The following is a 26,303-nucleotide window of genomic DNA, read 5'->3' as shown; positions in this document are numbered from 1 at the left end:
AGAGGTGAGGATGGAAAATCAAGAAGATTTACAAGAAAGTTATTTAAAGGTTCTTGAAAAAGTAGAACTGGGTAGTAGTGTTTCTGGTGTTGTTATAAACGTTATGAAAGATTATGTGCTTGTAGATATTGGTTATAAGTCTGAAGGTTTTATTAAGATCGATGAATTTGAAACTATTCCAAAGATTGGGGATGAGATTGATGCAATAGTTACAAAAGTAGGAGGAGAGTTAGGATTAGGTCTTAGTGTTTCAAAGCTTGATTCTATCAATTTACAAGATAAGATTGATGAGTATATTGCAAATAAAAAGGTGCTTAAAGGCAAGATTTTAGTTGAACTTTCAAGTGGTTATAAAGTTCAAGTTAATGAAAATATTACTGGATTTATGCCATCTTATTTGAGTTCTATGTCTAAAGATGAAAAATTAAAAAGAGGGTCAATCGTTGAGTTTTATGTTGTCCAATCAGATAAAACAGATAATAACCTTAGGCTTATTCTTGATAGACGAACTTTAGAGCGAGAGCGGGAGCTTTTGAAGAAGAGAGAAATTGTTAGTTCTTATAGTGAGGGAGATATAGTTGATGGTATTGTTGAAAGAATTACAAGTTATGGTGCTATTATAAAGGTTAAAAATCTTGTTTTGGGAATATTGCATAAAAGGAATATTGCATTTAATCGTGTTGATAATGTTGAGGATTTTATTCATGTTGGTGATAAGTTAAGGTTGAAAATTATTAAGTTAAGTGTTAATACAGGAAAGATGGAGTTGTCTCTTAAAGCTTTAAAGACAAATCCTTGGGATTCTGTTGAATCTAGGTATAAGCTTGAGAGTATTGTTAAGGGCAAGGTTGCCAAGATATTACCTTTTGGTGTTGTGGTTGAACTTGATAGTGAGATATCAGGATTTTTGCATATAAGCAATTTTTCTTGGGTAAGGGTAATAAAAAGCCCTCAAGAATTAGTTAAGGTCGGACAAATCGTAGAAGTTAAGATTTTGGATATAGATAAAGACAATCAAAGAATATCTTTAGGTATTAAGCAAATTAATGAAAATCCATGGCATAGTTTAGCTGAGAGGTGTGCTGTTGGCAAGGTTGTTCAGGGTGTTGTTAAAAATATTACAAAAACTGGTGCTTTTGTAAGTATTGAAGAGGGCATAGATGCATATATTAGTAAATTTGATATTTCTTGGTTGGACGAAATTAATCCTGAGGAATACTTTAAATTGGGAAGTTTAATTAGTGGTAAGGTAATTGAATTTGATGCAAAGAAGCAAAACATTAGGTTGGGAATTAAACAGTTAGAAGAAAATCCTTGGGATGATTTTTCTAAGAGTTATAAGAAGGGTGATACTCTTGAAGTTGAAATTGTAGAGAAGAAATCTAAAGGAATTCAGGTAAGGGTTTATGGTAAAATAATGGGATTTATTAGTAAAATTCAACTTGGAGTTACAAAAGAGTCTAGTTTAGAAACTTTTGAAAATTTAAATGTTGGAGACAAGCTTAAAGTTATAATTACTAATATTGATTTTAAAAATAAGTTAGTTTTACTTTCTTATAGGGCGTATAAGGAGCAAAAATCGAGTGAAGAAATTTCTTCTTATTTATTTAAAGAAGATGATGAAGAATCTTATAAGCCATTCGCGAATTTATTAAAGAGGAATGCTGATGTTTAAGAATAAGTTTTTTATGGGTATTCTTATAGTCATTGTTTTTGTGGGAATTATCGTTTTTTTTTATGGTTCTATGGATATAGATTATGTTAAGGTGGGGGGAGGAGTAGTAGAAAGTCTTGAGAAGGATTTAAATCTTTATTTGAGGACAAATAATACCGAAGAGAGACGCACATTGGAGATTAAAATAGAGGAATATATAAATAAGATAGATGATGTTGCGAGTGAGTTTCTTCCACGGTTTTATCTTGCAAGATCTACTTATTTTCAAAGTAGAGGGTTGTACAAAGAAGCTCTTGAAGATTTAGAGATTGTGATTAGTTCAAAGTGGATTGAAAAGGAACTTGCCTATATTAATAAAGCTGTGGTTTATGAAAAAATGGGACACTTGGAAGAGTCTTTGTTGATATATAATAATATAATTAGTCAAACTCAGTTAGATTTTATTAAAATTAGGGCCTTGCTTAGTAAGGCAGTATTGCTTGAAACTAAAGATAAAAAATTGGCTATTGATGCATATGAGCAAATTGTTAATTTTCCTTATGAAAATAATTTGTATATTAATATTGCCAAGAATAAGCTTTTAGAGCTTAAATAGTTTGTTTTGTTTGTTGTTTTAGGATATAGGAGTTTTATTATGATATATTTTTAGGTGTTTTTTTACTAATTTTTAGTTGTGGTATTGATGATATTGTCATAGTTGATTCTCCTTTGAAAATTGATAATATAGCTTCGAGGGATACTCTTGCTTTTTCATTACCTTCTTGGTATTTTAGTAAGCAAAATAATTCTAAGGTTAAGGGTATTGATATATATTATAAATTTTATCCAGAAGGTTCAAATTACTATCTTGATAGTTTTATGAGGAGTGTTCAGAGAGATTTTGATGCTTTAAAGAGTGTTTTTAATAATGTTAATGAGTTTAACAAAAGAGGATTTTATAAAATCAATTTGGATAGAGACCGTTTTTCAGGAAAACCTACTTTGAAATTGGATAAGCATTGGATTGATCAAAAATTTCCTTTATATTTTGAACTTAATTTTGAAAACTTGAGGAAGAATATTCCTGGTTCAGCTTTTATTAGTATAAAGAAAGGTAGTGATTCTTCAGCACCTCTTCTTAGAAGTGTTAAGACTATTTATAGGTCTTATGTTGTTGATGGTTTGTATAGAGAATTTTATGAAGCTTTGAAAAAATCTGAAGTTGCAAATAAGGATAATAGGCCATTTGATCTTGGACATATTAGAGGTAGTTTTTTTACAAAAGATGTTTCTCCTAAATATAATTTAGTAATTTTTGTAATGGCGGTAGGTAATGCTATTGAAAGTGATTTGTATAGTGTTATTGTAAATTTAGGAAGTTTACATAGTTTTGAGTTATTGAATTAATTGAAGGCAGCATATGGTAACATTTTTTTTTCATTTAATTTTAACTAATATTATTGTTTCGTTTGTAGTAAGTTTTTTTGTTTTTTTTGGGGGTATATTGAGGTTTAGGTTTTTGCTAATTTATTTGATAAGTTTTCTAGGAAGTGTTTTATTTTTATTGTTTATACCTTTTTTTTATTCCGATTATTATAATAGGCAAATAGATATTTTGTTTTATCTATTTCCAATGATTGGTTCGATAGTTTTGATATCTTTGTTAAGATTTTCTGAGAGGAGTAAGAATGATTTATAAGGAGAATTTTGAGATTGCACTTGTGTCAAATTCTCTTGCTAGAGCTGAGTTTTTAGAGGCTTTAAAGATTAGTTTTTTGTCCCTTAGTGTTGATGTAGATGAAGATTCAATAATAAATTCAGGTGAAGTTAGTGTTACAGAAAAGATAGCTGTTCTTAAACTTATGAGCGCTATTGAGAAATATGGCAAGGATATGTGTTTAATTACTGTTGATACTCTTTTAAAGAATGATTCAGTTTATGTTGGTAAAATAAGAGATGAGAAAGAAGCTTTTAGTAAGGTAATGGGATATAGTAATAAGCTTGTTGAGATGGAGACTAGTTTTTGTGTGTTTATTCCAACGAAAGAGAAAATAGTTAAAGCATGCGAGGTTTCATTTATTAAATTTAAAGAATTGACTTCAGATATCGTTTATCATTATGTTTCGCTTGGACATTGGAAGGGTAAAGCAGGAGGTATAAGTTTGAAGAATGGTGTTGCAGAAATTTTGATTGAGTATATTAATGGTAGTTATTCAAATATAATAGGCTTACCAATTGGTTTATTTTATGATATTCTTATTAGAGAGGATGTAATTTCCGCTATATAAGTAGTGAGTAAAAGCGAAGGATTTAGGAGGTCATTTTGGCAGTTATTACTATGAAGAGCCTTTTAGAGGCTGGAGTTCATTTTGGACATCAGGTAAAAAGGCTTGACCCAAGAATGAAAAGGTTTATTTTTTCAGAAAGAAATGAGATACATATTTTAGATTTGCAAAAAACTTTGCAAGGTATTAAAGATTCTTATGAACTTGTTCAAAGTGTTATAAAGAGTGGTAAGAAAGTCTTATTTGTTGGCACTAAGAAGCAGGCAAGTGAAATAATTGAACAGGAAGCTAAGAGAAGTGATATGCCTTATGTTAATAATAGATGGCTTGGTGGAATGCTCTCAAACTTTAATACTATTAAGAAGTCAGTTCAAAAATTAAAGAAATTAGAGAAAATGGAAGTTGATGGAACTTTCGATATGATTGGCAAGAAGGAAGTTTCTCAACTTAATCGTGAGAAATTAAAATTAGCTAAGAACTTAACGGGAATTAAGGATATGGAAGAACTTCCCGGTGTTATTTTTATTATTGATCCTAAAAGAGAGCAAATAGTTATTAATGAGGCTAGGAAGCTTGGTATTCCTATAATCGCAGTTGTTGATACAAATTGTAATCCAGATGTAATTGATTGTCCAATTCCTGGAAATGACGATGCAATTCGTTCTGTTGCTTTATTTACTAAAATAATCTCTGATGCTATCTTGGAGAGTGATAAAGAGGTTGGAATTCAAATAGTTGAAAATTTGAATGAAGAAGATTTAATGAATGAGATAGAAGTTAAGAATGAAAAAAAGGAATTATAAGGAGAGTGATATGGGTATTAGTCCTCAGGAAGTAAAAAAGCTTAGGGATGCAACTGGAGCTGGATTTGGCGATTGTAAGAAAGCATTAGATGCTGTTGATGGTGATTTTGAATTGGCTAAGAAGAAGCTTAGGGAGATGGGTATTTCAGCCGCTGATAAAAGGAGTGGTAGAGATGCTAAAGAGGGACGAGTTTTTTCTTATGTAAGTAAGGAGAGAGTTGGCCTTTTGCTTATTTCGTGTGAAACAGATTTTGTTGCTATGAATAATGATTTTGTGACTTTTGGGAATTCTTTGATAAGACAGCTAGTTGAGAGTGGTCAAAATTTTTTAGATGAGCAGCAAGAACTTGAAATCAAAAATTTGGCTGCTACTATCAAAGAAAATATTCATGTAAGTAAGCTTTATGTTTCAAATATTGCATCTAATGAACTTGTAAAGAGCTATCTTCATGGAGAGCAGTCTAAGATAGGTGTGTTTGTTAAATTGAAGGTAGACGATGTTTTAAAAATAGGGGATAAAAACTTAAATGGTCTTGCAATGGATTTGGCTTTACATATAGCAGCTTTTGCTCCACTATATTTAAGTGTTAGTGATATTTGTCCTAATTACATTAAAGAACAAGAAGAAATTTTTGTGAAACAGATACAAGCCAGCGGAAAGCCTGAAAATGTAATCAAAGGCATAGTATCTGGAAAGCTTAAGAAGCATTTAGGTGAGATTACTCTTTTAGAGCAAGGATTTGTAAAAGATGATAAACTTACTGTCAAAGAAAAGATTGAAGAGGTTTCTAGATCAATTTTAACTAAGATAGACATAGTAGATTTTAAATATTTAAGTGTTGGTTAGAATTTTTTGCTTTTGATTTTTTAGGAGGCTTGAATGGAGGAATATAAGGCTTTATTAGATGAGAAGATGAGTAAAGTTCTTTTATCTCTTGAGAGTGAATATAAATCTTTAAGAACTAGCAGGATGAGTGGTGCTTTTTTTGATAAAGTATTAGTTGATTGTTATGGGGAAAAAGTTCCCTTAACTAGAATTGCCAATGTTAGTATTCCTGAGGCAAGACTTATTGTAATCCAACCTTGGGATAAAAGTTTATTATCTAAGATAGAGCAGGCTATACTTAATTCAGATCTTTCTATGAATCCTTCAAATGATGGGTCAGTTCTTAGGATTAAAGTTCCTATATTGACTGTTGAGAGACGTAAGGAAATAGTAAAGCAGGCCAAAAAGATTGCTGAAGAATATAAGGTTGCAGCCAGAAATGTGAGACAGGAATTAAATAATAGGGCTAAAAAGCAAGAAAGAGATTCTCAGATTACTGAGGATGATTTGCGGCGGATTTTAGATGATATTCAAAGAGATACTAATGTTTACATCAAGAAAATAGATGAAGTTTTTGATTTAAAAACAAAAGAGATAATGGAAGTTTAAGTTTATGAATAGTGATTCCCTTCCAATGCATGTTGGAATCATCATGGATGGAAATAGAAGATGGGCTTTAAAAAAAGGTCTGTCATTTTGTGAAGGACATAAAGAAGGGTTAAGAAGAGCTAAGGAGATAATTGAGCATTCTGTTAAATTAGGCATAAAGTATTTATCTTTATATGTTTTTTCTACAGAAAATTGGAATAGAACAAAGTCTGAAGTAGAGTATTTGATGTTTTTGATTGCCGATTATTTGAGTGCTGAATTTGAGTTTTATAGTGTAAACAATATAAAATTGCTAGTATCAGGAGATATTGAGGATTTAAGTAAGGAAGTAAGAGATTCAGTTATTGGTGCTATCAGTTTTACGAGAAATTTTGATGGTCTTGTATTGAATTTAGCCATTAATTATGGCGGTCGAAATGAGATAGTTAGAGCTTCTAAGAAGATTCTGGAAAGTGGTTTGTCTTTTGATGCTTTAAATGAGATTACATTTTCCAAATTTTTGGATAATCCAGAACTTTGTGATCTTGATCTTTTAATCCGTACTGGTGGGGATATGAGAGTGAGTAATTTTCTTTTGTGGAGAATTGCTTATTGTGAACTTGTTTTTTCAAGTACTTTATGGCCAGAATATTCTATTTCTCATTATGAGAGTGACTTAGGATGTTTTAAGAATAGGAAGAGAAATTTTGGGAGATAAAAATTTATTTAATCTTGGGTCTAATAAATTAACATTTATTGCTCGGCTTGGGACATTTTTATTTTTTGTTCCTTTAATTTTGTTTTTAATATTTTTAGAATTTAAGAATTATTTATTAATTAATATTTTAATTTTTATATTTAGTGGAGTTGCTGCAAAGGAAGTTAATGATTTGCTTAAGATTAAGTCTTCTTATCTTTCTAATACTTTATCCTTCTTTTTAGGGATGTTTCCTCCGGTCTTGACATATATACATTGCAATATTTTTGACTTGGGTATAAACATAGTATTTTACTTAGTTATAACTTTAGTTTTTAGTAACTGGATTGTTAATTTGGTTTTCGTTAAGGAGAATGAAATTGTTAATTTTTTGTCACAGGCATCCTCAATAATTTTTATACTTATATATCCGGGTGTTTTGATGTCATTTGTTGTTGCTATTACTACTTTACCAAGAGCACCTATTCTTTTGTTAGTCCTTTTTTCTATGGTTAGTGGTAATGATACTTTTGCTTATCTTGTTGGGTATTTCTTTGGCAAAAATAGTTATAGACCTACAATTGTTAGTCCTAATAAGACGATAATGGGATTTTTAGGTGGTATATTATTTTCTGTGATTTTTTCAATGGTTGTGGTATGTCTAGGGTTTATAAATTTAACTTATGGAGAAGCTATTATTTTTGGTGTTTTAATAGGATTTTTTACTATCATTGGTGATTTGTTTGAATCTGGGCTTAAGCGTAGTGCAGGAGTTAAAGATTCTGGTAACATTATCCCTGGTAGAGGCGGTGCTCTTGATTCTATTGATTCATACCTTTTAACAGGACCTATATTTTATTTATATTTATCGTAGTTTCTAGGGGTATTTAAATGTCTATTTTTCTTAGTGTTTTATCTTTTTCTTTTATAATATTCATCCATGAGTTGGGGCATTTTTTATTTGCCAAGCTTTTTAAAGTTAAGGTTGAAGTTTTTTCTGTAGGGATAGGACCTAGTCTTTTTAAAATTAAAATAAAAGACACAGAATATAGATTTTCTCCTATTTTTTTGGGGGGATATTGTAAGCTTAAAGGGGCTGAACACTTAGAAAATGAGCTTAGATTAAATAGACAGCTTGAAGCAGATAAGGATTCTATTTTTGGTATTTCTAATTTTAAAAAAATATTAATATATTTTGCAGGACCTCTTTTTAATTTAATTTTTGCATTAGTCATTTTTATTGTAATAGAAATGCTAGGTATTGTTTATCCTGATTATTCTAGTAAGATAGTCGTTATTAGTAATAGTGCTTTGAGTAAATTTAGAAATGGGGATGTTATTTTAAATATTAATGATAGTGATATAAGATATTTTTCTGATTTAAAGAGAGTTGTCCCATTAGAAGATTCCAGAATAACTTTTACAGTTTTAAGAGACGGTAAGAGTATTAGTTTTAAGGAACATACAAATTTAGATAAGCTTTTAAAAGAAATTAGTCCTTGGGTAGATCTTGTTATTGCCAAAGTTCAGACGAATTCTTCAGCCGAAGTTGCTGGTCTTAAGCCGAATGATAGGATAATAAGCATTAATGATATAGTTGTAAATAATAATGAGGAATTAGGAAATTTGATTGCTCGGCTTAATGTTAATTTAGTAAATATTAAGTATGAAAGAGATGGGGAGATTTTAACTTCGAAGTTAGTGTTTCAAGATATTAATAAGAGTTTAGGAGTTTATTTATTGCCTGGTTTAAATCGGGTGGTTAAAGCCGATAATTTGGGAATTGCTATTAGAAATTCTTTTAATAGAGTTTTGGGTATTTTGGGGAATATTCTCTATTCCATTGTTGCGTTATTCATTGATTTTAGTAGTGGTGCTAAGAATTTTACAGGACCTATTGGTGTGGTTAATATCCTTGTTGGATCTTTTTCTTTTGGTATTTTATATTGGCTTGATACTATTGCTATTTTTAATTTACTTATTGCTGGTATGAATTTATTTTTTGTTGTAATTCCAATGCTTGATGGAGGTCAAATTCTTATTACTTTAATTGAAATCTTGCGTGGAAAGCGATTTAGAGCAAAATTTGTTTATTATTTCTATATTGTTGGTATTTTATTGATGTTAATTCTTTTTATATTAGGGTTTTTAAATGATTTTCACAATTTAGGGTAATTATTTACTTCTTGTTTGAGCATGGGTCATCTAATATTAACCTATAGGGAGTACATATTTTAGCATGAACCAAAAGTGAGCAAAAGATGCAAGCAATATTAGAATGTGAAAAAAATCGTGCATTCTCATGTTTGCTATTGGGTTAAGTTTTTTGCTTGCTGAATATACTATTCCTCCTAGTGTGTAAAAAATGCCTCCAAGAGTTAGCCATATAAATCCTTGGATAGGAATACTATTATAAATTAGTTTAACTCCAAATATGGCACTCCATCCCATAAGTATGAACATGCATCCGTTAATCCATCCGGGACTATTTATGTATATTGACTTAAAAATGATTCCTAAAATAGCAAATCCCCAAACTGTTGTAAGGATTATTTTTCCATAAACGTTTGGTATGAGAATTAGACATGGTGGAGTGTATGTTCCTGCTATCAGTATAAATATTGAGATATGATCAAGTTTTCTAAAGAGTTCTTTTATTTTGCTTCCCTTCGCAAAGATATGATAAAGAGTACTCATTGTATATAGTAATGTCATTGATGAGCCATAGATAAAAAATAATGCTGCATGGAGATACTTTTTTGTTGTAGTTGATAAAGTAATGAGAATTGTTGTTCCTATTATCGATAAAATAATACCAATCAGGTGAGATATTGAGCTGAATAATTCGTTTTTAGGTACTACGTTATTATATAACTTATATTTTTTATCTTTTTCAAACATAGATTTGCTCTTTGCTACATATTTTTTTAAAAATATTCATTTTCGCTTATTTATCCTAGGTATATTAGTACAAAAAAAAATATAAATCAAGTGATCAGTGATCAAGGATGTTTTGATGTAAAGCTAAGAATTAAGTTGGTGTTATTAAATAATTTTTTTATTAAATTTTTCTTTTCAAGGCTAGATTTTTGTAAAAAAAGCAATATAATGATATTGTCTTAAGTTTTCGAAGGGAGAGGCCCAGAGTGATAGATGCTTTTAAAGTTCTTAGATTTGCAAGTTTGCAAAAATTTTCTAATGCAGTAAGATTACCAATTTCTGTTTTGACGATTTTCTGTTTGATGCTTGGAATTGGATCTGCACTGTCGAATCCTTCTAATTTATTTTACATTGATAACATTGGCTTTAAAGTTATTTTAGGACTTATTAAAAACATAGGTAATATTATTATTGTAAATATTCCATTGCTTTTTGTTATAGGAATTGCTATTGGAGTTTCTAGAGTTCAAAAGGGTCCTGCTGCACTCTCTGGTCTTATTGGGTATTTGATTTTTAATATTACTGAAAATTATTTTCTTGATATGTTTTCAGAGCTTGCTGAGCCTAATTTAATGTCTTCTGTTGGTCAAGTAAATATTCTAGGAATTCAAACTTTAAACACAGGTATTTTTGGTGCTTTAGCAGTTGGACTTTTAGTTGGATATTTACATAATAAATTTTATTTTATTGAGTTGCCTGGGCCTTTTAGCTTTTTATCTGGGGTGCGGTTTGTTCCTATAATAATTTTTCCTTTCTGTGTTTTATTAGGTATAACATTTGTTTTAGTTTGGCCGTATTTTAATGGATTGATTACTTTTTTAGGCTTTTTTATTGCTAAGTTTAACTATTTTGACAGTTTTCTTTATGGATTTTTAAATAGGATTTTTATCCCTTTAGGGCTTCATTCCATTCTTGCATTTCCTTTTAATTTTACTTCGTTGGGTGGGACTGAATTTGTTAATGGTCAGGTTGTCGGTGGGGTTCAGAATATATTTTATGCTCAGTTATCAGATCCATATCTTACAAGATTTTCTTCAAGTATTTCAAGATTCAATAGTGGATTTTACCTCTCTATTATGTTTGGGCTTCCTGGAGCAGTATTTGGGGTTTATAGGGGGATCATTCATGATGATAAGAGTAAGATCTTTCCTCTGCTATTTTCAGGGGCTTTTGCAGCTTTTTTGACTGGAATTACAGAGCCTTTGGAATTTCTATTTGTTTTTACAGCACCTTTGCTATATTTTATACATGCTGTTTATACTGGATTTGCATTGTTGATTGCTAATGTATTTGATATTGCAGTTGGAATGACTTTTTCTGCTGGATTTTTTGATGTTTTTATGTTTGGAATATTACAAGGACATGACAAGACAAATTGGATCTATTTGTTACCGTTAGGAGTTGCATTTTTTATTTTGTATTATTTTACTTTCAAATGGGTTTATAATTATTTTGATTTTCAGATTTTTAATATTGATGAGCCGTTTTTTACAGGTATTGAAGGGGAAGTTGAAGGGATAGGTATTGCACATCTGGTAGTTCAAGGTCTTGGAGGTCTTGATAATATTCAGGAGTTTGGTGTTATCTCAACAGACTTAAGTTTTATGGTTTTTAGTCCTGAGCTTATATCCGAAGATCTTCTTAAGAAAGCAGGTGCTTTAAATATTGTTTTAGTTGATAATACAATTAAAATTGATTATGGAGCAAATGTTAATTATATAAGACGAGCTATTGAAAATTATTCTCCTGAAAAGCTCTTTAAAGCTAGTGTCGTTGTTGCATCTGATAGTGTAAAACAGGGAATTAAAGCGTATATTGAGATGAAAGAAGATGATAAACTTGAAAAGCAAGGTGTAACAGGAAAGCTTTATAAACTTAATAAGGATGATGAAGATAATTAGAATTTATTTATAGTTATTTTTTATGTTAAATAAATTATTTTTTTGTTCTTTGTTTTAAAGGGCTTTTTAAAGAAACTAAAATTGCTTTTGAGTTGTTGAAGATATCGAGGGTTATTTTAGGAGTAGTTTATTCTAGTTATGTTAATAGAAATTACTTATGCTAGAGTTATGGTTTATTTCATGGTATATGTTACTTTATAATGTATTATCATCAAATAATTTTTGAAGACTGAAAAGTTAAAATTTTTGCTCTGTCTGGAAAAGTGTTTTAAAATTTTTTGATTAATCTTGAAAAAAGGAACATTTTTATTTATTATTTGAACAATCTATTATAGTATTAATGTAACCTTTGCCATAAATTCGCGAGAGTTATGGTACGATTAAGACCGTGAGGAGTTAAAATGATAAAGAAGTATGAGGCGTGTTTTTTATTTAAGAGTGAGGAGCTTGAATATAAATCTGCTTTAGAAGAGGTTAAGAAACAGTTAACAGCTTTTAATGCGAGTGATTTTGTTGAAAATTTTCTTGGAGAGAGAGCATTAGAATATCCTATTAAAAAGCAGTCGCGTGGTAGGTATGAGATAATAGAATTTGATATGGATAGTAATGATTTAAAAGAGCTTGAGGTTCAATTAAAACTTATTAAAAATTTATTAAGATACATGATTTTAGTTAAGATTAACAAGAAAGTTAATGTCAAAAAAGTTAGAAAGAGAAATTTTAGAGAGTTCAAGGATAATAAAGATATTAAAGAAAAGGAACTTACAGAAGCTACTGTCGTTGATTCTGATCTTTCCGATAAAAATTAAATGGTTTGGGGGGTTATAGATGGCCGATATTAATTCTTTAGTCTTGTCAGGTAGACTTACGAGAGATTCTGAGCTTACTTATACTGAAGCAGGTATGGCTATTCTTAAATTCGGCTTGGCGAATAACAGAAGGTTAAAGAAAAATGATGAATGGGTAGATTATGCTCAATTTTTTGAGTGTGTAATCTTTGCCAAAAGAGCTGAGAGTCTTAGTGTTTTTCTTAAGAAGGGAAAACAAGTTGTAGTGAGTGGTTCTTTAAGATATGAGAGTTGGCAAGATAAAAATACTGGAGATAAGAAAAACAAGTATAGTATTTTAGTAAATGAAATTCAGATGTTTGGATCACCTCTTGCTGCTCAAGGCACGAATGGTGTTGATTTTGAGAGTTATAAAAAACCAGATTCGTTTACAGATGTTGGTTTTGACGATAGTTTTAATGAGGATATACCTTTTTAGGAGTTTAGATTTATGCATAAAGATATAGATTTACATCAGAAAGATTCAAGGACTGATGGACATCAAGATGGTTTTAAAAAAAACCCTAATTTTAGATTTTTTAAGAAAAAGACATGCAAGTTTTGTGATATGGACAGAGTTCCTGATTATAAGGAGTTTGATTTCCTTAGAAAGTTTGTTACAGAACAAGGCAAAATATTGCCTAGAAGAATTACAGGCACTTCTGCTAAGCATCAAAGACGTCTTGCATTAGAGATTAAAAAAGCTAGATATATGGCTTTACTTCCTTTTGTGAAGCAATAATTAAGGAGGGTTTATGAGAGTAATTTTAAAAGAAGATTTCATTAAGCTTGGCAAAGAAGGTGATATTGTTGATGTCAAGGATGGTTTTGCAAGGAATTATTTATTGCCAAAGGGTTTTGCTGTTTTTTCGAATAAACATAATATTGATATTTTTAATCAAAAAAAGAGGTCAATACTTAAGAGACAGGAAACAAAAAAGAGAATGGCTCTTGAACTCAAAGAAAAACTTGATAAGGTTAGTTTAGAATTCATAATGCAGTCTAATGATAGTGGAAAATTATTTCATAGTATTAATAGCTTAAATATTTCTGATGAGCTTTTAAAGCTTGGGTTTGAGATTGAAAGAAGAAGAATAGATATACATCGTGGTACATTAAAAACTTTTGGAGTTTATGATGTGACTATTAAGCTTTATGAAGGCATTAGTGCTCTTATTAAAGTTGAGATAAAAAGGGAAGAGAAAAATAAATCTCTTAAGAAGTCTAAAAGTGTTGAAAAAGAAGTTTGATTAAGAGGTATAGCTTGTGGCTTTTACTTCAGTAAATTCGGCCTCTACACTTCTTTTTAACGACGGTGCAGAAAAGGCAGTTATTTCAAGTATATTCTATAATCCAGATAAAGTGGAGGAGGCATCTCTATATCTAAAGCCAGATGATTTTTATAGTCAGAATCATGAGATGATTTTTAAAGCTATGATTTCTCTTTATGAAAAAAGGGAAAATATTGATCCAATAACTGTATTTGAGGAAATATCTTCTTTAATGCCTAAATCACAGCTTTTAAATAATTTTAAAGCTTTAACAGGATTGCAGGATTATTTAAGTTTTCTTTCAGGATATCTTCCTACTGACAAGACTATAAATGTCTATGCAAAAATTGTTAAGGAACATCGAATTAGAAGAGATATTTCCAAAATTTCTAGAGAACTGAATGATTTAGCTAATGATTCTACAAAGAAAGTAGGTCAATTTGTAGAAGAAGCGCAAAGACAAATTCTTTCAATTGAGCTAGATTGTTCTAGTAAAAATCTTAATCATGCAAAAGTTGTTGCTGAAAGGGTACATGCTGAGATATATGAGAGAAGTGTAAATAAACGAGAGGTTAATTTTGGTATTCCAAGTGGTTTTAAAAAGGTTGATAGTCTTATTGGAGGTTTTAGGGAGAGTGATTTTATTATTATTGGTGCTCGTCCGAGTGTTGGTAAGACTGCCTTTGCACTTAATATTGCATCAAGTATTGCATTAAGGAGTAATAAAAAACGAAAAGTAGGCTTTTTTTCTCTTGAAATGACTTCAGATGCTTTAATTAAAAGAATAATATCGGCTCAAGCTAATATTGATAGTTTTAAGATTCAAAATAGTATTTTGTCAGGTCATGAGATTAAAGCAATCAATGATGTTGTAAATGATATTAGTAATTCTGAGTTTTATATTGAAGATACTGCTAATATTAGTTTATTAACTCTTTCAACTCAGGCTAGGAAACTGAAGAGATTTTCTGATATAGATATACTGTTTGTCGATTATATTAGTCTTATTTCTCTTGAATCTAGGAATATTCCAAGGCATGAGCAGGTGGCCTCAATTAGTAAAGCACTCAAAGAACTTGCAAGAGAACTTAAGATTCCAATTATTGCCCTTTCACAGCTTACAAGAGATACTGAAGGTAGAGAACCTAATCTTGCTAGTTTAAGAGAATCAGGCGCACTAGAGCAGGATGCAGATATTGTTATTTTACTTCATAGAGATAAGGATCTCAAGGGCAGTTCTGATGATGAGGGGGTGATGAGTGCTATCGATACTAGGGTTATTGTTGCTAAACATAGAAATGGACCTACGGGAAGAGCTGATATATTATTTTTGCCACATGTTGTTAAATTTGTTAATAAGGAACATGAAAGTGACTATTAGTTTTTAAGAGAGTGTTTTTATATTTATATAAATTGAGTTATTTAGACATTGAATTCTATTCCAATTCCAAGATAATTAAAAGTGAGTTTGTGTGCTTCTAAGGTATAGTTAGTTGTGCTATAAGCAATTGGAGAATAATTAATTTTTGTAAATATTTTTATATTGTATGTTACTTTATTGTATGTAATTGTGTTTATTGATATTCCAGGTTCAAGTTCGAATCCTGCTTGTAGTGTACTGTTCATTTTTAGTGGTCTATAAATAGCTTTCACATCTTTTTTGTCTTTATTGTAAGACAAAAATATTCCAGAACATATGTATAACATAAATCTGTCTTTTGTAAATAATTCATATGTTAATCCAGATGAAAATCTATTTGTACGACTATTTAGTATAGCTAAATTGATATCATAATTTGTTGCAATGGAAAAATAGTACTTTAATTGTGGCATTATTCTATAATATATTGAGTTTCTGGTTTGGAATGGGATCATAAGATCATATCTGAGAGAGAAATTTTGGCTTAGAAGATATAACTGATTTTCTGAAGTATTTTCATATTCTTCAGAAAAGATTATGCCAAACCCTCCTACACTGAAAAATTTTTCCTTGTTTGAGAAATTGTTTAAATTAAGGTTATTTATTGTGAAAAAGTTTTTGGAATAAAGTCTGTATTGAATTCCAATTCCACTTTCTGCTTCTTGTAGTTTCGCATATGTTTCTATGCTATTTATTTTGCTTTGAGTTTGATAGAAGAGTTGAGTTTCAATTCCTATAGATTTATTTCTAAAGTTCATTGCAATACTTGTCTTAAAAAAATAGTCTGCAAAGTAAGATAAATCTATGTAATTTTCAAAGTTTAGAAATCTCATGTAAGAGTAGTTGATAGCTGTGCTTAAAAATCCTCTATAGTTGTAATTTTCATAATTTTGAGGAATCGGTCGTAATTGTCTTAGGGTAAAATGCACGGCTTTTTGTATCAGTTTTCCTCCCCAGTTTCCATAGAGTAAATTTTTAATACCAATACCAATATCTATGTTTCCGAAATATTGTGTTTTCGTTTTTATTGAGAATGGAAAAAAATATATAAAGCCAATTTCTAAAAGATCAATTCTTGTTCTTGATTGTTCAGGATCATCTTTGTCTCCTCTGAAAGTCAACATGTGTGCTTCTGCATTTATAATAAAATTATATTTTGATTCGTAGATGAACATTAAAGAGCCGCTTCTTAGATCATCAAAAAAATCAGAAAGTGCAAATCCAAGACCGTCGTTTAGGTTGTTAAAATGATATTTATTAACTCCATCATTTTGATATTTTATTAAGTGGTTATATGCGTAGGAATTGATTGCTAACATTATAATAAGCGTTTTGAGATTGAATTTTGATAAATACATGTATAATTAATATATCATATATTATATTTAGGTGTATTTAATAATCAGTATTATTGATAATAATTTTTATCAATAATTTATGATATCTATATTGTGTTTTTTCTGATGGTGTTTTGTTATTATGTAGTTGAAGATCAGTTTTTTATTTGAGGTTTTATATGAAGAAAATAGCAATTATTGATGGACTTAGATCTCCAATTACTAAGTTTGGGGGAGCATTAAAGGGAATGAACATTGTTGATATGTCTTCAGATATCGTTAAGGCTTTGCTTGGAAAATATAATATTGATAGGGTAGATGAGGTTATTATTGGAAATGTAATTTCGGCAGGGCTTGGTCAAAATATTGCCAGACAGATTACTCTAAAGGCTGGTTTGGACGAAGTTACTCCTGCATTCACTGTAAACAAAGTTTGTGGCTCGGGACTTAAGTCTTTAGAACTTGCGTTTAACTCTATAGCTCTTGGTGGTAATGAAATTGTTTTAGCAGGTGGTGTAGAAGATTTGAGTAATGCACCTTATCTTTTGCCGAGGGGTGTTCGGTTCGATGGTTTAAAATTTGGTGACTTTAAGATAGAGGATACAATATACAAGGATGCTTTAGTTGATACTCCAAGTAGTACTGTAATGGGACTTACGGCAGAGAATTTAGCGGAAATTTACGAAATTACGAGAGAGATGCAGGATCAGTTTGCGTATAATTCTCATATAAAAGCAGCGGCAGCCAGGGACACAGGATATTTTAATGATGAAATATATCCTTTATCAGTTTTTGATAAAAAAACAAGACTTAAAAGTGTTATATGTAGTGATGAAGAAATACGTGATAGTTTAAGTTTGGAAAAACTTGCTTCTTTAAAACCTGTCTTTAGGGAGGGAGGTACTATTACTGCCGGTAATTCTTCTAGTTTGAATGATGGAGCTTGTTTTTTAATATTGGCTAGTGAGGATTTTGTTTGTAAGATGGGAGTACAACCTTTAGCTTATATCGGTGGTTTTAAAAGTGTAGGCTTAGATCCTCTTTATATGGGATTTGGTGCTTTCCTTGCTATTGAGAAAATTATAGAGGAATTTAATTTAACTCCAAGTGAGATTGATTTTATTGAAACAAATGAAGCTTTTGCTGCACAAGCTTTGAGTGTATTGAAAGCTTTACGTCAAAAATATGGCGTTAAAGATAGCATTATTAATGTTAATGGAGGAGCTATTGCTTTAGGTCATCCGTTTTCAGTTAGTGGTTCAAGGATTTTGTTAACTCTTTCGCGCCTTATGAGAATAAATAATAAATTAAAAGGAATTGCTTCTCTTTGTATTGGAGGAGGGCAAGGTATGGCAGCATTTTTATATAGATAAAAGGTGTTCTTATTTTGGACTAGATTTAAATTTAATGTTTTGTTAGAATTTTATTGATTGGTTTGGTTTATGATTGATATAAAGGTGATTTTTATGGGTAAGTTTTTGTATGTTCTATTATTTTTTGTTGTAGGAATAACTTCTTTTGCTCAAAATACTCCTATTGCAATTATTAATTTGCACAGTAACGCAATTATTACTAAAAAAGAATTTGATTCTAGAGTAGATACATTAAAAAAAACGCGAGGTAAAGATTTAATTGATGCTGAAAAAAAACAAGTTTTGCAAATTTTAATAGCTGATGTTCTCTTTGGTCAAGAGGCATTAAAACAGGGAATAAAGGTTGAAAATGAGGAAGTTATGCAAACAATTAGAGCTCAGTTTGGACTTGCAAATCTTACAGATGAACAAATTAAACAAATGATAGAGAGTCAGGGTACAAATTGGAATGAACTTTTATCTTCAATGAAGAGGTCTCTTTCTGCACAAAAATTGATTTTAAAAGAAGCTCAGCCTAAGTTTTCAGAAATAAAAACCCCAACCGAAAAAGAAGTGATTGAATATTATGAGGCTAATAAAACTAGTTTTGTTAATCCCGATATAGCAAGAATTAGTCATGTTTTCTTTTCTTCAAAGGATAAAAAGAGATCAGAAGTTCTTGCAAAGGCAAAGGATATTGTAAAGCAGATAAAATCTAAAAAGCTTACCTTTGAGGAAGCTGTAAGAAAATATTCAGATGATGAAGGTTCTAAGGTTAAAAATGGTGATCTTGGATTCTTGGCAAGGGGTGATCAGAATGCACAAAAGGTTCTTGGATTAGATTTTATTAAAGAAGTATTTTTGCTGAATAAAGGGGATATTTCTCAGCCAATATCGTCAAAGGAAGGTTTCCATATAGTTAAAGTTACTGAAACATATTCTCAGAGGTTTTTGAGTATTCAGGATAAGATCTCTCCTAATGTTAATATGACTGTAAAGGATGCCATAAAAAATAATATGATTAATATTCAACAACAGCAAATTATTGCTAAAATACAACAAGAGATTTATGATAAATTGAGTAAATCTGCTAGTATACAAATTTTGGATTCTAAGCTAAAATAAAAAAATATTAATATTGGTTATGGACTTGAGACATAAAGCTAGAGTTTTAGCTTTTCAAAAAATTTACAGCATTGATGTTAATTGTAAGGCAAGAGATAATATTTACGATATTTTTAGTCTTGAAGGCCATGGGGTGGATTTAAAAGACGAATTAAAATTGTTTTATTCTGTTCTGGTGAATGGTACTTATGATAATTTAGAGTCTATTGATAAGTTAATTAGTGATATATCTCTTAATTGGCGCTTAGACCGTATGGATAAAGTTGATCTTGCTATATTAAGGATGAGTGTATACTCACTGAAGTTTCAAAGTTTAGATGTTCCCAAGAGAGTTATAATAGATGAGGCTATTTTAATTGCCAAAAAGTATGGTAGCAAAAATTCTTATAAATTTATTAATGGGATACTTGATGCTTTGTTGAAAGATATGGAGAGCTCATTTGAAAGTAAGTAAGGTATTGTTATTTTTTATTTTATTTTTAGTCTTTTTTATATCAACTTTTGTTTATTTGAGTTTGAATCCATATGTTTTATATGTGTTAAAGGGTGAGAGAGATTTTAATGAGGTTATTGTAGAAATTGATAGTTATCTTTTAAATGGAAACTTAAAGGGAGTTGAACAGACAATAAGATTTTATTCTTATTATGCTGATACTGAATCTAAATGGCTTTCTCTTATTAAAAGGGCAAAAGTTTATTCTACTAAAGTTAAACATTATTTATTGATGAGAGATATTTTAGATCTGAGTGTTCAGAGTTTGCCAGGAAATTTAAAGCTTAGAGCACTTGAGGTATATTCAAAACTTAGGGTAGGCGCTGTTTTAGAGGCTTATGATATTGCAAAACAATACCTTTTAGGGTATGAGGAATATAAGCATTTGTATGATGAGGCTTTTATTAAAAGTTTAATTTTAAGCTATGATATAAGAGATATTAAAGACTTTTTAGTCAAAATAGAACAAGATAGAGATGTCCTTGCTTTTGAGACTATAGGTTTAAATCTTCAAAATAATGCATTTTTAATTAATGCAATGCTTTTGTATATAGAGAAAAAGGACTTAGATTCTGCTAAAAGAATACTTTTAAAAATAGCAGAGGATAAAGATTTTGCCAAGGAACTTGCCTATATTTCTTACGGTCTTGATAATTTAGATTTTGTTATTGCCAATCTTAAGCTTATTCATAATGATGATGAACCAAGCTTGATATTTTTGCTAGCAGATGCTTACTTGAAAAAGGGTGATATTCACAATGCTAAGAATGAATATTTAAAACTTTATACCCATTTTCCTGATTATAGCATGATGGTATATCTTGGTTTGGCATTTATTGCTAAGAAGGAGAATGATCTGCAACGTGCTATTGCTTATTTAAATAAGGCTAATGAAAAGTTTAAAGAAAATGAAATAATAAGTTATTATTTGGCCAATGCCTATTTTGTAGCTAATGATTATTTTAATGCAAATGAGATTGCACGAAAGTATAAAGATAATCCTTTGTTTTTTAAGCTTTATTTTGTTTTGAATTATTCTAATTTAAAGTATGAGGCTAAAAAATCTTTTTTATGGCGTCTATTTTATAGATCAAATTATAGTACTGACATTGCTCAGTTTTTGGCTTGGAATTTGCTTCTTTGTTCTGATCTTAAGGATTTGGATTTATTTTTTAGGCTTTATAATCCTGTTGGTGAGATTCCAGAGTGGTATTATTTTTATAGGTTCTATTATTTTTTTCTTAAAAAAGATTTAATTGCCGCAGAAAATGTGATTTTTGAAGATCAAGGTGGCAAGTATTTGTATGGTGTATATTATAATCTTGGAGTTCTAAAATTTTATCAAAAAAATTACAAAGAATCTGAAGAATATTTTAATAAGGCCGTTTATTTTTTACCTTTCGGTCTTGATGATAAAAGTAAAATCACTTTAATAGAACGTGAAGATGTGGCAAAAGTGTATCTGAAGAGGGGAATTAATTATCTTTATTTAGGTGAATTTGAAAAAGGACGAGAGGCCATTTTAACTTCTCATTCTTTTTATGAAACTAATAAAGGCAAGCTTTATATGAATATGATGGAAATACTTAAAGAGAGGAACTAAATATTTGAAATTAAGATTGAAGTCTAGAGAAGAGATTAAGAAAATTAGAGCATCTGCAAAACTCTTGGCTCAGACTCTTTTAGAGATTGAAAAAAATGTTGCTCCTGGAATTAGCACTCAAATGCTTGATTTGGTTGCTAGTGAATTTATTGCTAAAAATGGAGCAAAATCTGCTTTTAAGGGATATAATGGATTTAAGGGAACTATTTGTGCTTCTGTAAATGAGGAAGTTATTCATGGAATTCCTGGAGATAAAAAACTTAAAGAAGGGGATATTATTAGTGTTGATTGTGGAATTGTTTTGGATGGATTTTATAGTGATATGGCTAAGACTTTTAGAGTAGGTAAAGTAAGCCCTGAGATCAGTAAATTATTAGAAATTACAGAGGCTTCTCTTTATAGAGGAATTACTGAGATGAAAGTTGGTAATCGAATCTTAGATATTTCAAAAGCTATAGAAAATTATATTAAACCATTTGGTTTCGGAATTGTTAGAGAGTATACAGGGCATGGTGTTGGGTTTGCTTTGCATGAAGACCCAAGTATTCCCAATTACTATGAGTCTTTTTTTAAAAATGTTAGGATTCAGGAAGGTATGGTTTTAGCAATTGAACCAATGGTGAATTTAGGAGGACATAAAGTCTCTGTTAAAAGTGATGGTTGGACAGTGTTTGCATCTGATTTTAGTTATTCTGCTCATTTTGAGCATACTGTTGCTGTTGTTGATGGTTTGCCTTTAATTTTAAGTAGGATTTGATAGATATGATGTATAGATATGATTTTAAGTAAATGTTATTTAAAAGATTTGGGTTTATATTAGGAGGTCTATAAGATGAATAAAAGTTTTATTTCTATATTTTTTGCAAGCTTTTTGGCTTTAATTAGTGGATTTTTTGTTGGAATATATTATTTAGGTTTTGATAAAAGTACTATTGTTTTTGCACAAGAAAAAGGTGATGCTGTACAATCTTTTCAAGATTCTTTTCGAAATGTGTCTAAAAAGATTTTACCATCAACTGTTGAAATTTATGCTACTGGGATAGTTAAGACACGAGATCCTTTTCGTTTTCTTTTCTTTTTTGATATGCCAGGACTTAATGTTGAAAGACAGACTGAATGGATTGGTTCTGGAGTAATTATTGGGAAAGATTCTAAAAAATCAAATTTGTTTTATGTTCTTACAAATAGTCATGTTGTCGATAATACTATTGAATTTGAAATTAGAACTTATGATAAGAAAAGTTATAAAGCAAAACTAATAGGTAAGGATGATAAAAAGGATATTGCACTTATTAGTTTTGAATCTGGTGATGCAAATATTGAGATAGCTGAACTTGGTGATAGTGATAAACTTGAAGTGGGGGATTGGGTTATAGCTGTGGGGAGTCCTCATTCCTTTAGTTTTTCAGTTACAGCAGGTATTATAAGTGGGCTTCATCGTTCAGCAAATCCTAATTTAAAAGCAAGGAATTTGTTTATTCAAACAGATGCAGCTATTAATCGTGGTAATTCTGGAGGACCTCTTGTAAATATTAAGGGAGAAGTTATTGGGATCAATACTTGGATATTCTCTTCTAATATTGGAGGTGGTAATGTTGGGCTTGGATTTGCTATTCCTATTAATGACGCTAAGAGCATTTTTAATATTTTGATGAGCGGTAAGCAGAATGAATCGGCTTGGATGGGAGTTGCTTTTTATAATATAAGAGGTAGGGATTCAGAAATTATTAAAAGTTTAGGTTATGAAGATGGTTTTAGTTCGGTTGCAGTTATTTCAGGTATTTATTATGGTATGGCTGCTTTTAAGGCAGGACTTAGAGCGGGAGATATAGTAAGCAAGATTAACGGTGTTCCAATGGATTTTTATTATGATGTTATTCGTTATATTAGTGATTTTTACGCTAAGGAGAAAATTAAAGTTGAAATTTTAAGAGGGAAAGAGAAGAAGAATGTTGAAATAGAACTTGATGTTAAACCGAAAATAAACAATAATAAGGAATATATTTCAACTTTAAGGTTGGTACCTGGTTTTACTGTTTACCCTTTAACTAAGGAGGTTAAGACTCAACTTGGTTTGAGAAATTGGATTAATGGTGTTGTTGTAGACAGTGTTGACTCAAGTTTAGGTGATAATCCTAAAATTTTAACAGGAGATATCGTTATGGTTGTTAATTCAAAGAGTATTAAAAACTTAAGGGATTTTTATGATGCTATTGAGTTCAAGAAGAATTCTTATAGTATTTTAAGAGATGGTAAAACTATTGAAGTGTCTTTTTAGGAGTTAAGTTTTACTGTGTTATAATATTTTTGTATAAGGCTTAAAGAGTAAATATCTTTAAGCCTATTTAGCTATTAAGTTAATAATTTTGTAATTTATAAATTTTAATAAGGCTTAACATAATTAGATTAAAGTTTGGACTAAAGATAGTAATATAAATTATTCTTTAATTTTAGAAGATTAAGATATCGGTAGCGATATTAATTTTATATGTTTTGAGGTGTTATCTTGATGAAAAAATTTGTTTCTTATGAAGATATAAGGGTAAATGGTCTTAAGCTTGCTTATAAGATTTATAAAGATGGCTTTATTCCTGACATTATGTATGTTTCTTTAAGAGGAGGAGCTTATCTTGGTAATATTATTAGTGAGTTCTTTAAATTTGTTAAGGTAGAAAAACCTCTTCTTTATGCTGCTGTTGTTGCAAGATCATATGATGTTTCTAATAAGCAAAAAGAAATAATGATAGATGGATGGACTTATGATCCAAAATATTTAAGAGCAGGAGATAATGTTTTGTTTGTTGATGATATCTTTGATACTGGGCGTACAATTATTCATTTGCGAGAGGAAGTTTTAAAGAGAGGAATAGATAGTCAAAATGTTAAGATTGCTGTTTATGATTATAAAGAGCGTGGATTTATGGATTATAAACCCGATTATTATGTTAATAAATATTCCAGTGAAGATGATCTAAATACTTGGATACATTATAGTAACCATGAGTTAATAGGCTTATCAGAAAACGAATATAAATTGAATTTTGTTAATTTAGATGATGAATTGAGTAATATTTTGAGATTTTTGTCCAAAAAACTTTAGTTTTGCTTGATTTTTATGTATTCTAATTCATTATATCCTCTGATGTGTAATGCTTTTGTTATTTCTCCTAAATTATCTTCTAAGATGGGACCAATTAAAGCAAAATCTTTTTTTATTTCCATGTTAATTTTATTTAGTTCTTTTATTTTTTTAAATCTGTCTTTTTTATGAGTTGGATAAACCTTTATATTATACCATACATTTTGTTCTGAATGTGATATTTGTATATTGGTTTTGTCTTGGGGATAATATATTTTGTTTGTTTTTCTTATCTCAACTATATTATTTTCAGGTTTTTTAATATCTTTTTTATTAATTTGATCAATTCTTCGATTTCTTTCTTTTTTCTCGACAATTTTATGATTGTAATCTTCTTTTTTATATGGGTATTTTATTTTATTGGATTGAGTTATTTTAAGATTTTCTTTAATGTATTGGTGATTTGGTTTTGGATCTATAATTTCTTCCTCTATATTTGAAAGTTGTTTTATGTTATTTTCTAGTTGTTCACTCGAAAATAGTATGGACGTTGATAACATTAATAGCATTTTATATAAGATGTTGATTTTCAATTTTTTCCTCCAAAGGTTCTTATTAGAAATAAAGAGTTTTAGGAGTTCTTGGGAATGGAATGACATCTCTAATGTTATTCATTCCTGTTGTATATTGTATTAGTCTTTCAAGTCCAAGTCCAAAGCCAGAATGAGGTGTTGACCCGAATCTCCTTAAATCTAAGTACCAATTAAGGGTTTCTACTTCTAAGTTTAGTTCTTTTATTCTTTTATTCAACTTATCTAGATTATCTTCTCTTTCGCTGCCTCCGATTATTTCTCCGATACGTGGGACTAAAATGTCCATTCCTTTGACAGTTTTGTTATCTTCGTTCATTTTCATGTAGAATGCTTTAAATGCTTTTGGATAATCAATAATGATTGTAGGTTTTTTTACAATTTCTTCTGTTAAGTACCTTTCATGTTCTGTTTGTAAATCTATCCCCCAGTGGGGTTTTACTTCGAATGTTTTCGTTGCATTCTCAAGTTGTTTAATAGCTTGGGTATAGGTAATAACTTCAAAATTGGAGTTTATTATATTTTCAAGTTTTTTAATTAAACCTTTTTCAATAAAATTATCAAAAAATTCCATATCTTGACTACAATTATTTAAAGTTTCTATTAGAATGTACTTAAGGAAATCTTCTGCTAAATTGATATTATCTTCAAGTGTAAAGAATGCCATTTCAGGTTCAATCATCCAAAATTCTGAGGCATGGCGAGTTGTATTAGAATTTTCTGCTCTGAATGTTGGTCCGAATGTATATATTTTTGATAACGCCATTGCATAAGCTTCTCCATGGAGTTGTCCAGTTACTGTGAGGAATGCTTGTTTGCCAAAAAAATCATCTTTGAAGTCAACTTCTTTTCCTTTCACAATGCTATTAAAATCTAGGGTAGAGACACGGAATATTTCACCAGCGCCCTCTCCGTCGTTTGATGTAATAATTGGGGTATGAATATATAAAAATCCATTTTTTTGGAAATATTCATGAACTTTATAAGAAATTTGGTTTCTAATTCTGGCTACAGCCCCAAATGTGTTAGTACGGATTCTTAAATGAGGAATTTCTCTTAAAAATTCAAAGGTATGCCTTTTCTTTTGTAAAAGATATGTTTCTTGATCTGCTTCTCCAACTACATTAAAACTTGTTGTTTTGATTTCATAGGTTTGTCCTTTTGCTGGACTTAATATTAAAATTCCGGTTAAAGATATGCTGGCACCTGTTGTAAGCTTTTTCAGTTCTTTTTCTTTAAACTGAGGATCTTTTTCATCAATAACTGCTTGGATTCCTTTAATATTTGATCCATCATTAATTTCTACAAACGAGATTTTACCATTACTGCGTTTTGTTCTAATCCATCCTTTTACTGTGATTGTACTATCTATTGCGGGGTTACTTAAAATTTCTTTGATACTTTTGTGCATATTTGCCTCTTATCTAACTTGGTATTATACTAATTATAGTTTAAATTATTGTGGTTTTATAAATTATTGTGGTTTTAAGATTTGTTAATTAATGAATATTA

General features: G+C 29.9%; 28 protein-coding genes. 24 read left to right on the top strand and 4 right to left on the bottom strand.

Going from position 1 to position 26,303, the window contains the following annotated elements; genetic code table 11:
- The first annotated feature begins 10 nt into the window (after nt 1-10).
- The 11 genes from N187_RS00625 to rseP all read left to right on the top strand — a co-directional run bounded on the left by N187_RS00625 (nt 11) and on the right by rseP (nt 9,028).
- Nucleotides 11-1,675, top strand: coding sequence for a 30S ribosomal protein S1 (locus N187_RS00625; protein ID WP_025419358.1), 1,665 nt, complete (start codon nt 11-13; stop codon nt 1,673-1,675).
- Nucleotides 1,668-2,270, top strand: a complete 603-nt coding sequence (locus N187_RS00620; RefSeq protein WP_025419357.1) for a hypothetical protein — start codon at nt 1,668-1,670, stop codon at nt 2,268-2,270. The genes N187_RS00625 and N187_RS00620 overlap by 8 nt, the downstream gene beginning before the upstream one ends.
- Nucleotides 2,271-2,383: 113 nt before the next feature.
- Entirely contained in the window at nt 2,384-3,061 is a 678-nt protein-coding gene (locus N187_RS00615; protein ID WP_025419356.1) for a hypothetical protein, read from the top strand.
- Nucleotides 3,062-3,074: 13 nt separating this feature from the next.
- Complete coding sequence (locus N187_RS05010) at nt 3,075-3,353, top strand: hypothetical protein (protein WP_075550295.1); 279 nt, start codon at nt 3,075-3,077, stop codon at nt 3,351-3,353.
- The gene (locus N187_RS00605) at nt 3,343-3,942 is read left to right on the top strand and encodes a Maf family protein (protein WP_025419355.1); all 600 of its coding nucleotides are present in this window, start codon (nt 3,343-3,345) and stop codon (nt 3,940-3,942) included. Before N187_RS05010 ends, N187_RS00605 begins: the two co-directional genes overlap by 11 nt.
- Before the next feature lie 35 nt (nt 3,943-3,977).
- Nucleotides 3,978-4,742 (top strand): 30S ribosomal protein S2, encoded by a 765-nt coding sequence (gene rpsB / locus N187_RS00600; RefSeq protein ID WP_025419354.1) that lies wholly within the window; start codon nt 3,978-3,980, stop codon nt 4,740-4,742.
- 10 nt (nt 4,743-4,752) lie between these two features.
- Entirely contained in the window at nt 4,753-5,589 is an 837-nt protein-coding gene (gene tsf, locus N187_RS00595; RefSeq protein WP_025419353.1) for a translation elongation factor Ts, read from the top strand.
- 33 nt (nt 5,590-5,622) lie between these two features.
- A complete protein-coding gene (frr, locus tag N187_RS00590; RefSeq protein WP_025419352.1) occupies nt 5,623-6,177 on the top strand; it encodes a ribosome recycling factor in 555 nt (184 codons plus the stop codon).
- A gap of 4 nt (nt 6,178-6,181) precedes the next feature.
- Nucleotides 6,182-6,874, top strand: a complete 693-nt coding sequence (uppS, locus tag N187_RS00585; RefSeq protein WP_025419351.1) for a polyprenyl diphosphate synthase — start codon at nt 6,182-6,184, stop codon at nt 6,872-6,874.
- Nucleotides 6,864-7,727, top strand: coding sequence for a phosphatidate cytidylyltransferase (locus N187_RS00580; protein WP_025419350.1), 864 nt, complete (start codon nt 6,864-6,866; stop codon nt 7,725-7,727). The genes uppS and N187_RS00580 overlap by 11 nt, the downstream gene beginning before the upstream one ends.
- A 17-nt stretch (nt 7,728-7,744) precedes the next feature.
- Nucleotides 7,745-9,028 carry an RIP metalloprotease RseP gene (gene rseP, locus N187_RS00575; RefSeq protein WP_025419349.1) on the top strand — a complete coding sequence of 428 codons (1,284 nt, stop codon included), beginning with the start codon at nt 7,745-7,747 and terminating at the stop codon, nt 9,026-9,028.
- 36 nt (nt 9,029-9,064) lie between these two features.
- On the opposite strand, the gene trhA is transcribed toward rseP, so the two are convergent.
- On the bottom strand, nt 9,065-9,754 hold the full coding sequence (gene trhA / locus N187_RS00570) for a PAQR family membrane homeostasis protein TrhA (RefSeq protein WP_025419348.1): 690 nt from the start codon (nt 9,752-9,754) through the stop codon (nt 9,065-9,067).
- Nucleotides 9,755-9,999: 245 nt separating this feature from the next.
- On the opposite strand from trhA, the gene N187_RS00565 reads away from it, so the two are divergent.
- From N187_RS00565 to dnaB, 6 genes are all read left to right on the top strand, one after another.
- Nucleotides 10,000-11,694, top strand: a complete 1,695-nt coding sequence (locus tag N187_RS00565) for a PTS transporter subunit EIIC (protein ID WP_025419347.1) — start codon at nt 10,000-10,002, stop codon at nt 11,692-11,694.
- 401 nt (nt 11,695-12,095) lie between these two features.
- The gene (rpsF, locus tag N187_RS00560) at nt 12,096-12,503 is read left to right on the top strand and encodes a 30S ribosomal protein S6 (RefSeq protein ID WP_025419346.1); all 408 of its coding nucleotides are present in this window, start codon (nt 12,096-12,098) and stop codon (nt 12,501-12,503) included.
- Nucleotides 12,504-12,522: 19 nt separating this feature from the next.
- Entirely contained in the window at nt 12,523-12,960 is a 438-nt protein-coding gene (locus tag N187_RS00555; RefSeq protein ID WP_025419345.1) for a single-stranded DNA-binding protein, read from the top strand.
- Between the two features lie 12 nt (nt 12,961-12,972).
- On the top strand, nt 12,973-13,263 hold the full coding sequence (gene rpsR / locus N187_RS00550) for a 30S ribosomal protein S18 (protein ID WP_025419344.1): 291 nt from the start codon (nt 12,973-12,975) through the stop codon (nt 13,261-13,263).
- Nucleotides 13,264-13,276: 13 nt separating this feature from the next.
- Entirely contained in the window at nt 13,277-13,771 is a 495-nt protein-coding gene (gene rplI / locus N187_RS00545; RefSeq protein WP_025419343.1) for a 50S ribosomal protein L9, read from the top strand.
- Nucleotides 13,772-13,787: 16 nt separating this feature from the next.
- On the top strand, nt 13,788-15,173 hold the full coding sequence (gene dnaB, locus N187_RS00540; protein WP_025419342.1) for a replicative DNA helicase: 1,386 nt from the start codon (nt 13,788-13,790) through the stop codon (nt 15,171-15,173).
- A 41-nt stretch (nt 15,174-15,214) separates the two neighbouring features.
- Here dnaB and N187_RS00535 read toward each other — a convergent pair whose 3' ends face one another.
- The gene (locus tag N187_RS00535; protein ID WP_025419341.1) at nt 15,215-16,570 is read right to left on the bottom strand and encodes a hypothetical protein; all 1,356 of its coding nucleotides are present in this window, start codon (nt 16,568-16,570) and stop codon (nt 15,215-15,217) included.
- Nucleotides 16,571-16,728: 158 nt separating this feature from the next.
- Between N187_RS00535 and N187_RS00530 the strand changes: the two genes are divergently transcribed.
- The 7 genes from N187_RS00530 to N187_RS00500 all read left to right on the top strand — a co-directional run bounded on the left by N187_RS00530 (nt 16,729) and on the right by N187_RS00500 (nt 24,222).
- The gene (locus N187_RS00530; RefSeq protein WP_025419340.1) at nt 16,729-17,922 is read left to right on the top strand and encodes a thiolase family protein; all 1,194 of its coding nucleotides are present in this window, start codon (nt 16,729-16,731) and stop codon (nt 17,920-17,922) included.
- A 93-nt stretch (nt 17,923-18,015) separates the two neighbouring features.
- Nucleotides 18,016-19,026, top strand: coding sequence for a peptidylprolyl isomerase (locus N187_RS00525; RefSeq protein ID WP_025419339.1), 1,011 nt, complete (start codon nt 18,016-18,018; stop codon nt 19,024-19,026).
- Between the two features lie 19 nt (nt 19,027-19,045).
- Nucleotides 19,046-19,480, top strand: coding sequence for a transcription antitermination factor NusB (gene nusB / locus N187_RS00520; protein WP_025419338.1), 435 nt, complete (start codon nt 19,046-19,048; stop codon nt 19,478-19,480).
- On the top strand, nt 19,467-21,122 hold the full coding sequence (locus tag N187_RS00515; protein WP_025419337.1) for a tetratricopeptide repeat protein: 1,656 nt from the start codon (nt 19,467-19,469) through the stop codon (nt 21,120-21,122). Before nusB ends, N187_RS00515 begins: the two co-directional genes overlap by 14 nt.
- Before the next feature lie 4 nt (nt 21,123-21,126).
- On the top strand, nt 21,127-21,879 hold the full coding sequence (gene map, locus N187_RS00510) for a type I methionyl aminopeptidase (RefSeq protein WP_025419336.1): 753 nt from the start codon (nt 21,127-21,129) through the stop codon (nt 21,877-21,879).
- A gap of 75 nt (nt 21,880-21,954) precedes the next feature.
- The gene (locus tag N187_RS00505; RefSeq protein ID WP_025419335.1) at nt 21,955-23,400 is read left to right on the top strand and encodes a trypsin-like peptidase domain-containing protein; all 1,446 of its coding nucleotides are present in this window, start codon (nt 21,955-21,957) and stop codon (nt 23,398-23,400) included.
- 231 nt (nt 23,401-23,631) lie between these two features.
- Nucleotides 23,632-24,222, top strand: a complete 591-nt coding sequence (locus N187_RS00500) for a phosphoribosyltransferase (RefSeq protein ID WP_025419334.1) — start codon at nt 23,632-23,634, stop codon at nt 24,220-24,222.
- Here N187_RS00500 and N187_RS00495 read toward each other — a convergent pair.
- Nucleotides 24,219-24,794 (bottom strand): hypothetical protein, encoded by a 576-nt coding sequence (locus tag N187_RS00495; RefSeq protein WP_025419333.1) that lies wholly within the window; start codon nt 24,792-24,794, stop codon nt 24,219-24,221. The two genes, N187_RS00500 and N187_RS00495, sit on opposite strands and share 4 nt — an antisense overlap.
- A 22-nt stretch (nt 24,795-24,816) precedes the next feature.
- Nucleotides 24,817-26,202 carry an asparagine--tRNA ligase gene (gene asnS, locus N187_RS00490; RefSeq protein WP_025419332.1) on the bottom strand — a complete coding sequence of 462 codons (1,386 nt, stop codon included), beginning with the start codon at nt 26,200-26,202 and terminating at the stop codon, nt 24,817-24,819.
- Nucleotides 26,203-26,303 lie beyond the last annotated feature (101 nt).

It is taken from the genome of Borrelia anserina Es, from assembly GCF_001936255.1.
GTDB classification, from domain to species: Bacteria; Spirochaetota; Spirochaetia; order Borreliales; family Borreliaceae; genus Borrelia; species Borrelia anserina.
Note: the sequence above shows the minus strand (reverse complement) of the source record. Positions and strands in the feature narration are given on the sequence as shown.

Coding starts and splice junctions, on each gene's coding strand:
- N187_RS00625 (WP_025419358.1), top strand. CDS start 11: ATGGAAAATCAAGAAGATTTACAAGAAAGTTATTTAAAGGTTCTTGAA.
- N187_RS00620 (WP_025419357.1), top strand. CDS start 1,668: ATGTTTAAGAATAAGTTTTTTATGGGTATTCTTATAGTCATTGTTTTT.
- N187_RS05010 (WP_075550295.1), top strand. CDS start 3,075: ATGGTAACATTTTTTTTTCATTTAATTTTAACTAATATTATTGTTTCG.
- N187_RS00605 (WP_025419355.1), top strand. CDS start 3,343: ATGATTTATAAGGAGAATTTTGAGATTGCACTTGTGTCAAATTCTCTT.
- tsf (WP_025419353.1), top strand. CDS start 4,753: ATGGGTATTAGTCCTCAGGAAGTAAAAAAGCTTAGGGATGCAACTGGA.
- frr (WP_025419352.1), top strand. CDS start 5,623: ATGGAGGAATATAAGGCTTTATTAGATGAGAAGATGAGTAAAGTTCTT.
- uppS (WP_025419351.1), top strand. CDS start 6,182: ATGAATAGTGATTCCCTTCCAATGCATGTTGGAATCATCATGGATGGA.
- rseP (WP_025419349.1), top strand. CDS start 7,745: ATGTCTATTTTTCTTAGTGTTTTATCTTTTTCTTTTATAATATTCATC.
- trhA (WP_025419348.1), bottom strand. CDS start 9,754: ATGTTTGAAAAAGATAAAAAATATAAGTTATATAATAACGTAGTACCT.
- rpsF (WP_025419346.1), top strand. CDS start 12,096: ATGATAAAGAAGTATGAGGCGTGTTTTTTATTTAAGAGTGAGGAGCTT.
- N187_RS00555 (WP_025419345.1), top strand. CDS start 12,523: ATGGCCGATATTAATTCTTTAGTCTTGTCAGGTAGACTTACGAGAGAT.
- rpsR (WP_025419344.1), top strand. CDS start 12,973: ATGCATAAAGATATAGATTTACATCAGAAAGATTCAAGGACTGATGGA.
- rplI (WP_025419343.1), top strand. CDS start 13,277: ATGAGAGTAATTTTAAAAGAAGATTTCATTAAGCTTGGCAAAGAAGGT.
- N187_RS00535 (WP_025419341.1), bottom strand. CDS start 16,570: ATGTATTTATCAAAATTCAATCTCAAAACGCTTATTATAATGTTAGCA.
- N187_RS00530 (WP_025419340.1), top strand. CDS start 16,729: ATGAAGAAAATAGCAATTATTGATGGACTTAGATCTCCAATTACTAAG.
- N187_RS00525 (WP_025419339.1), top strand. CDS start 18,016: ATGGGTAAGTTTTTGTATGTTCTATTATTTTTTGTTGTAGGAATAACT.
- nusB (WP_025419338.1), top strand. CDS start 19,046: ATGGACTTGAGACATAAAGCTAGAGTTTTAGCTTTTCAAAAAATTTAC.
- N187_RS00505 (WP_025419335.1), top strand. CDS start 21,955: ATGAATAAAAGTTTTATTTCTATATTTTTTGCAAGCTTTTTGGCTTTA.
- N187_RS00500 (WP_025419334.1), top strand. CDS start 23,632: ATGAAAAAATTTGTTTCTTATGAAGATATAAGGGTAAATGGTCTTAAG.
- asnS (WP_025419332.1), bottom strand. CDS start 26,202: ATGCACAAAAGTATCAAAGAAATTTTAAGTAACCCCGCAATAGATAGT.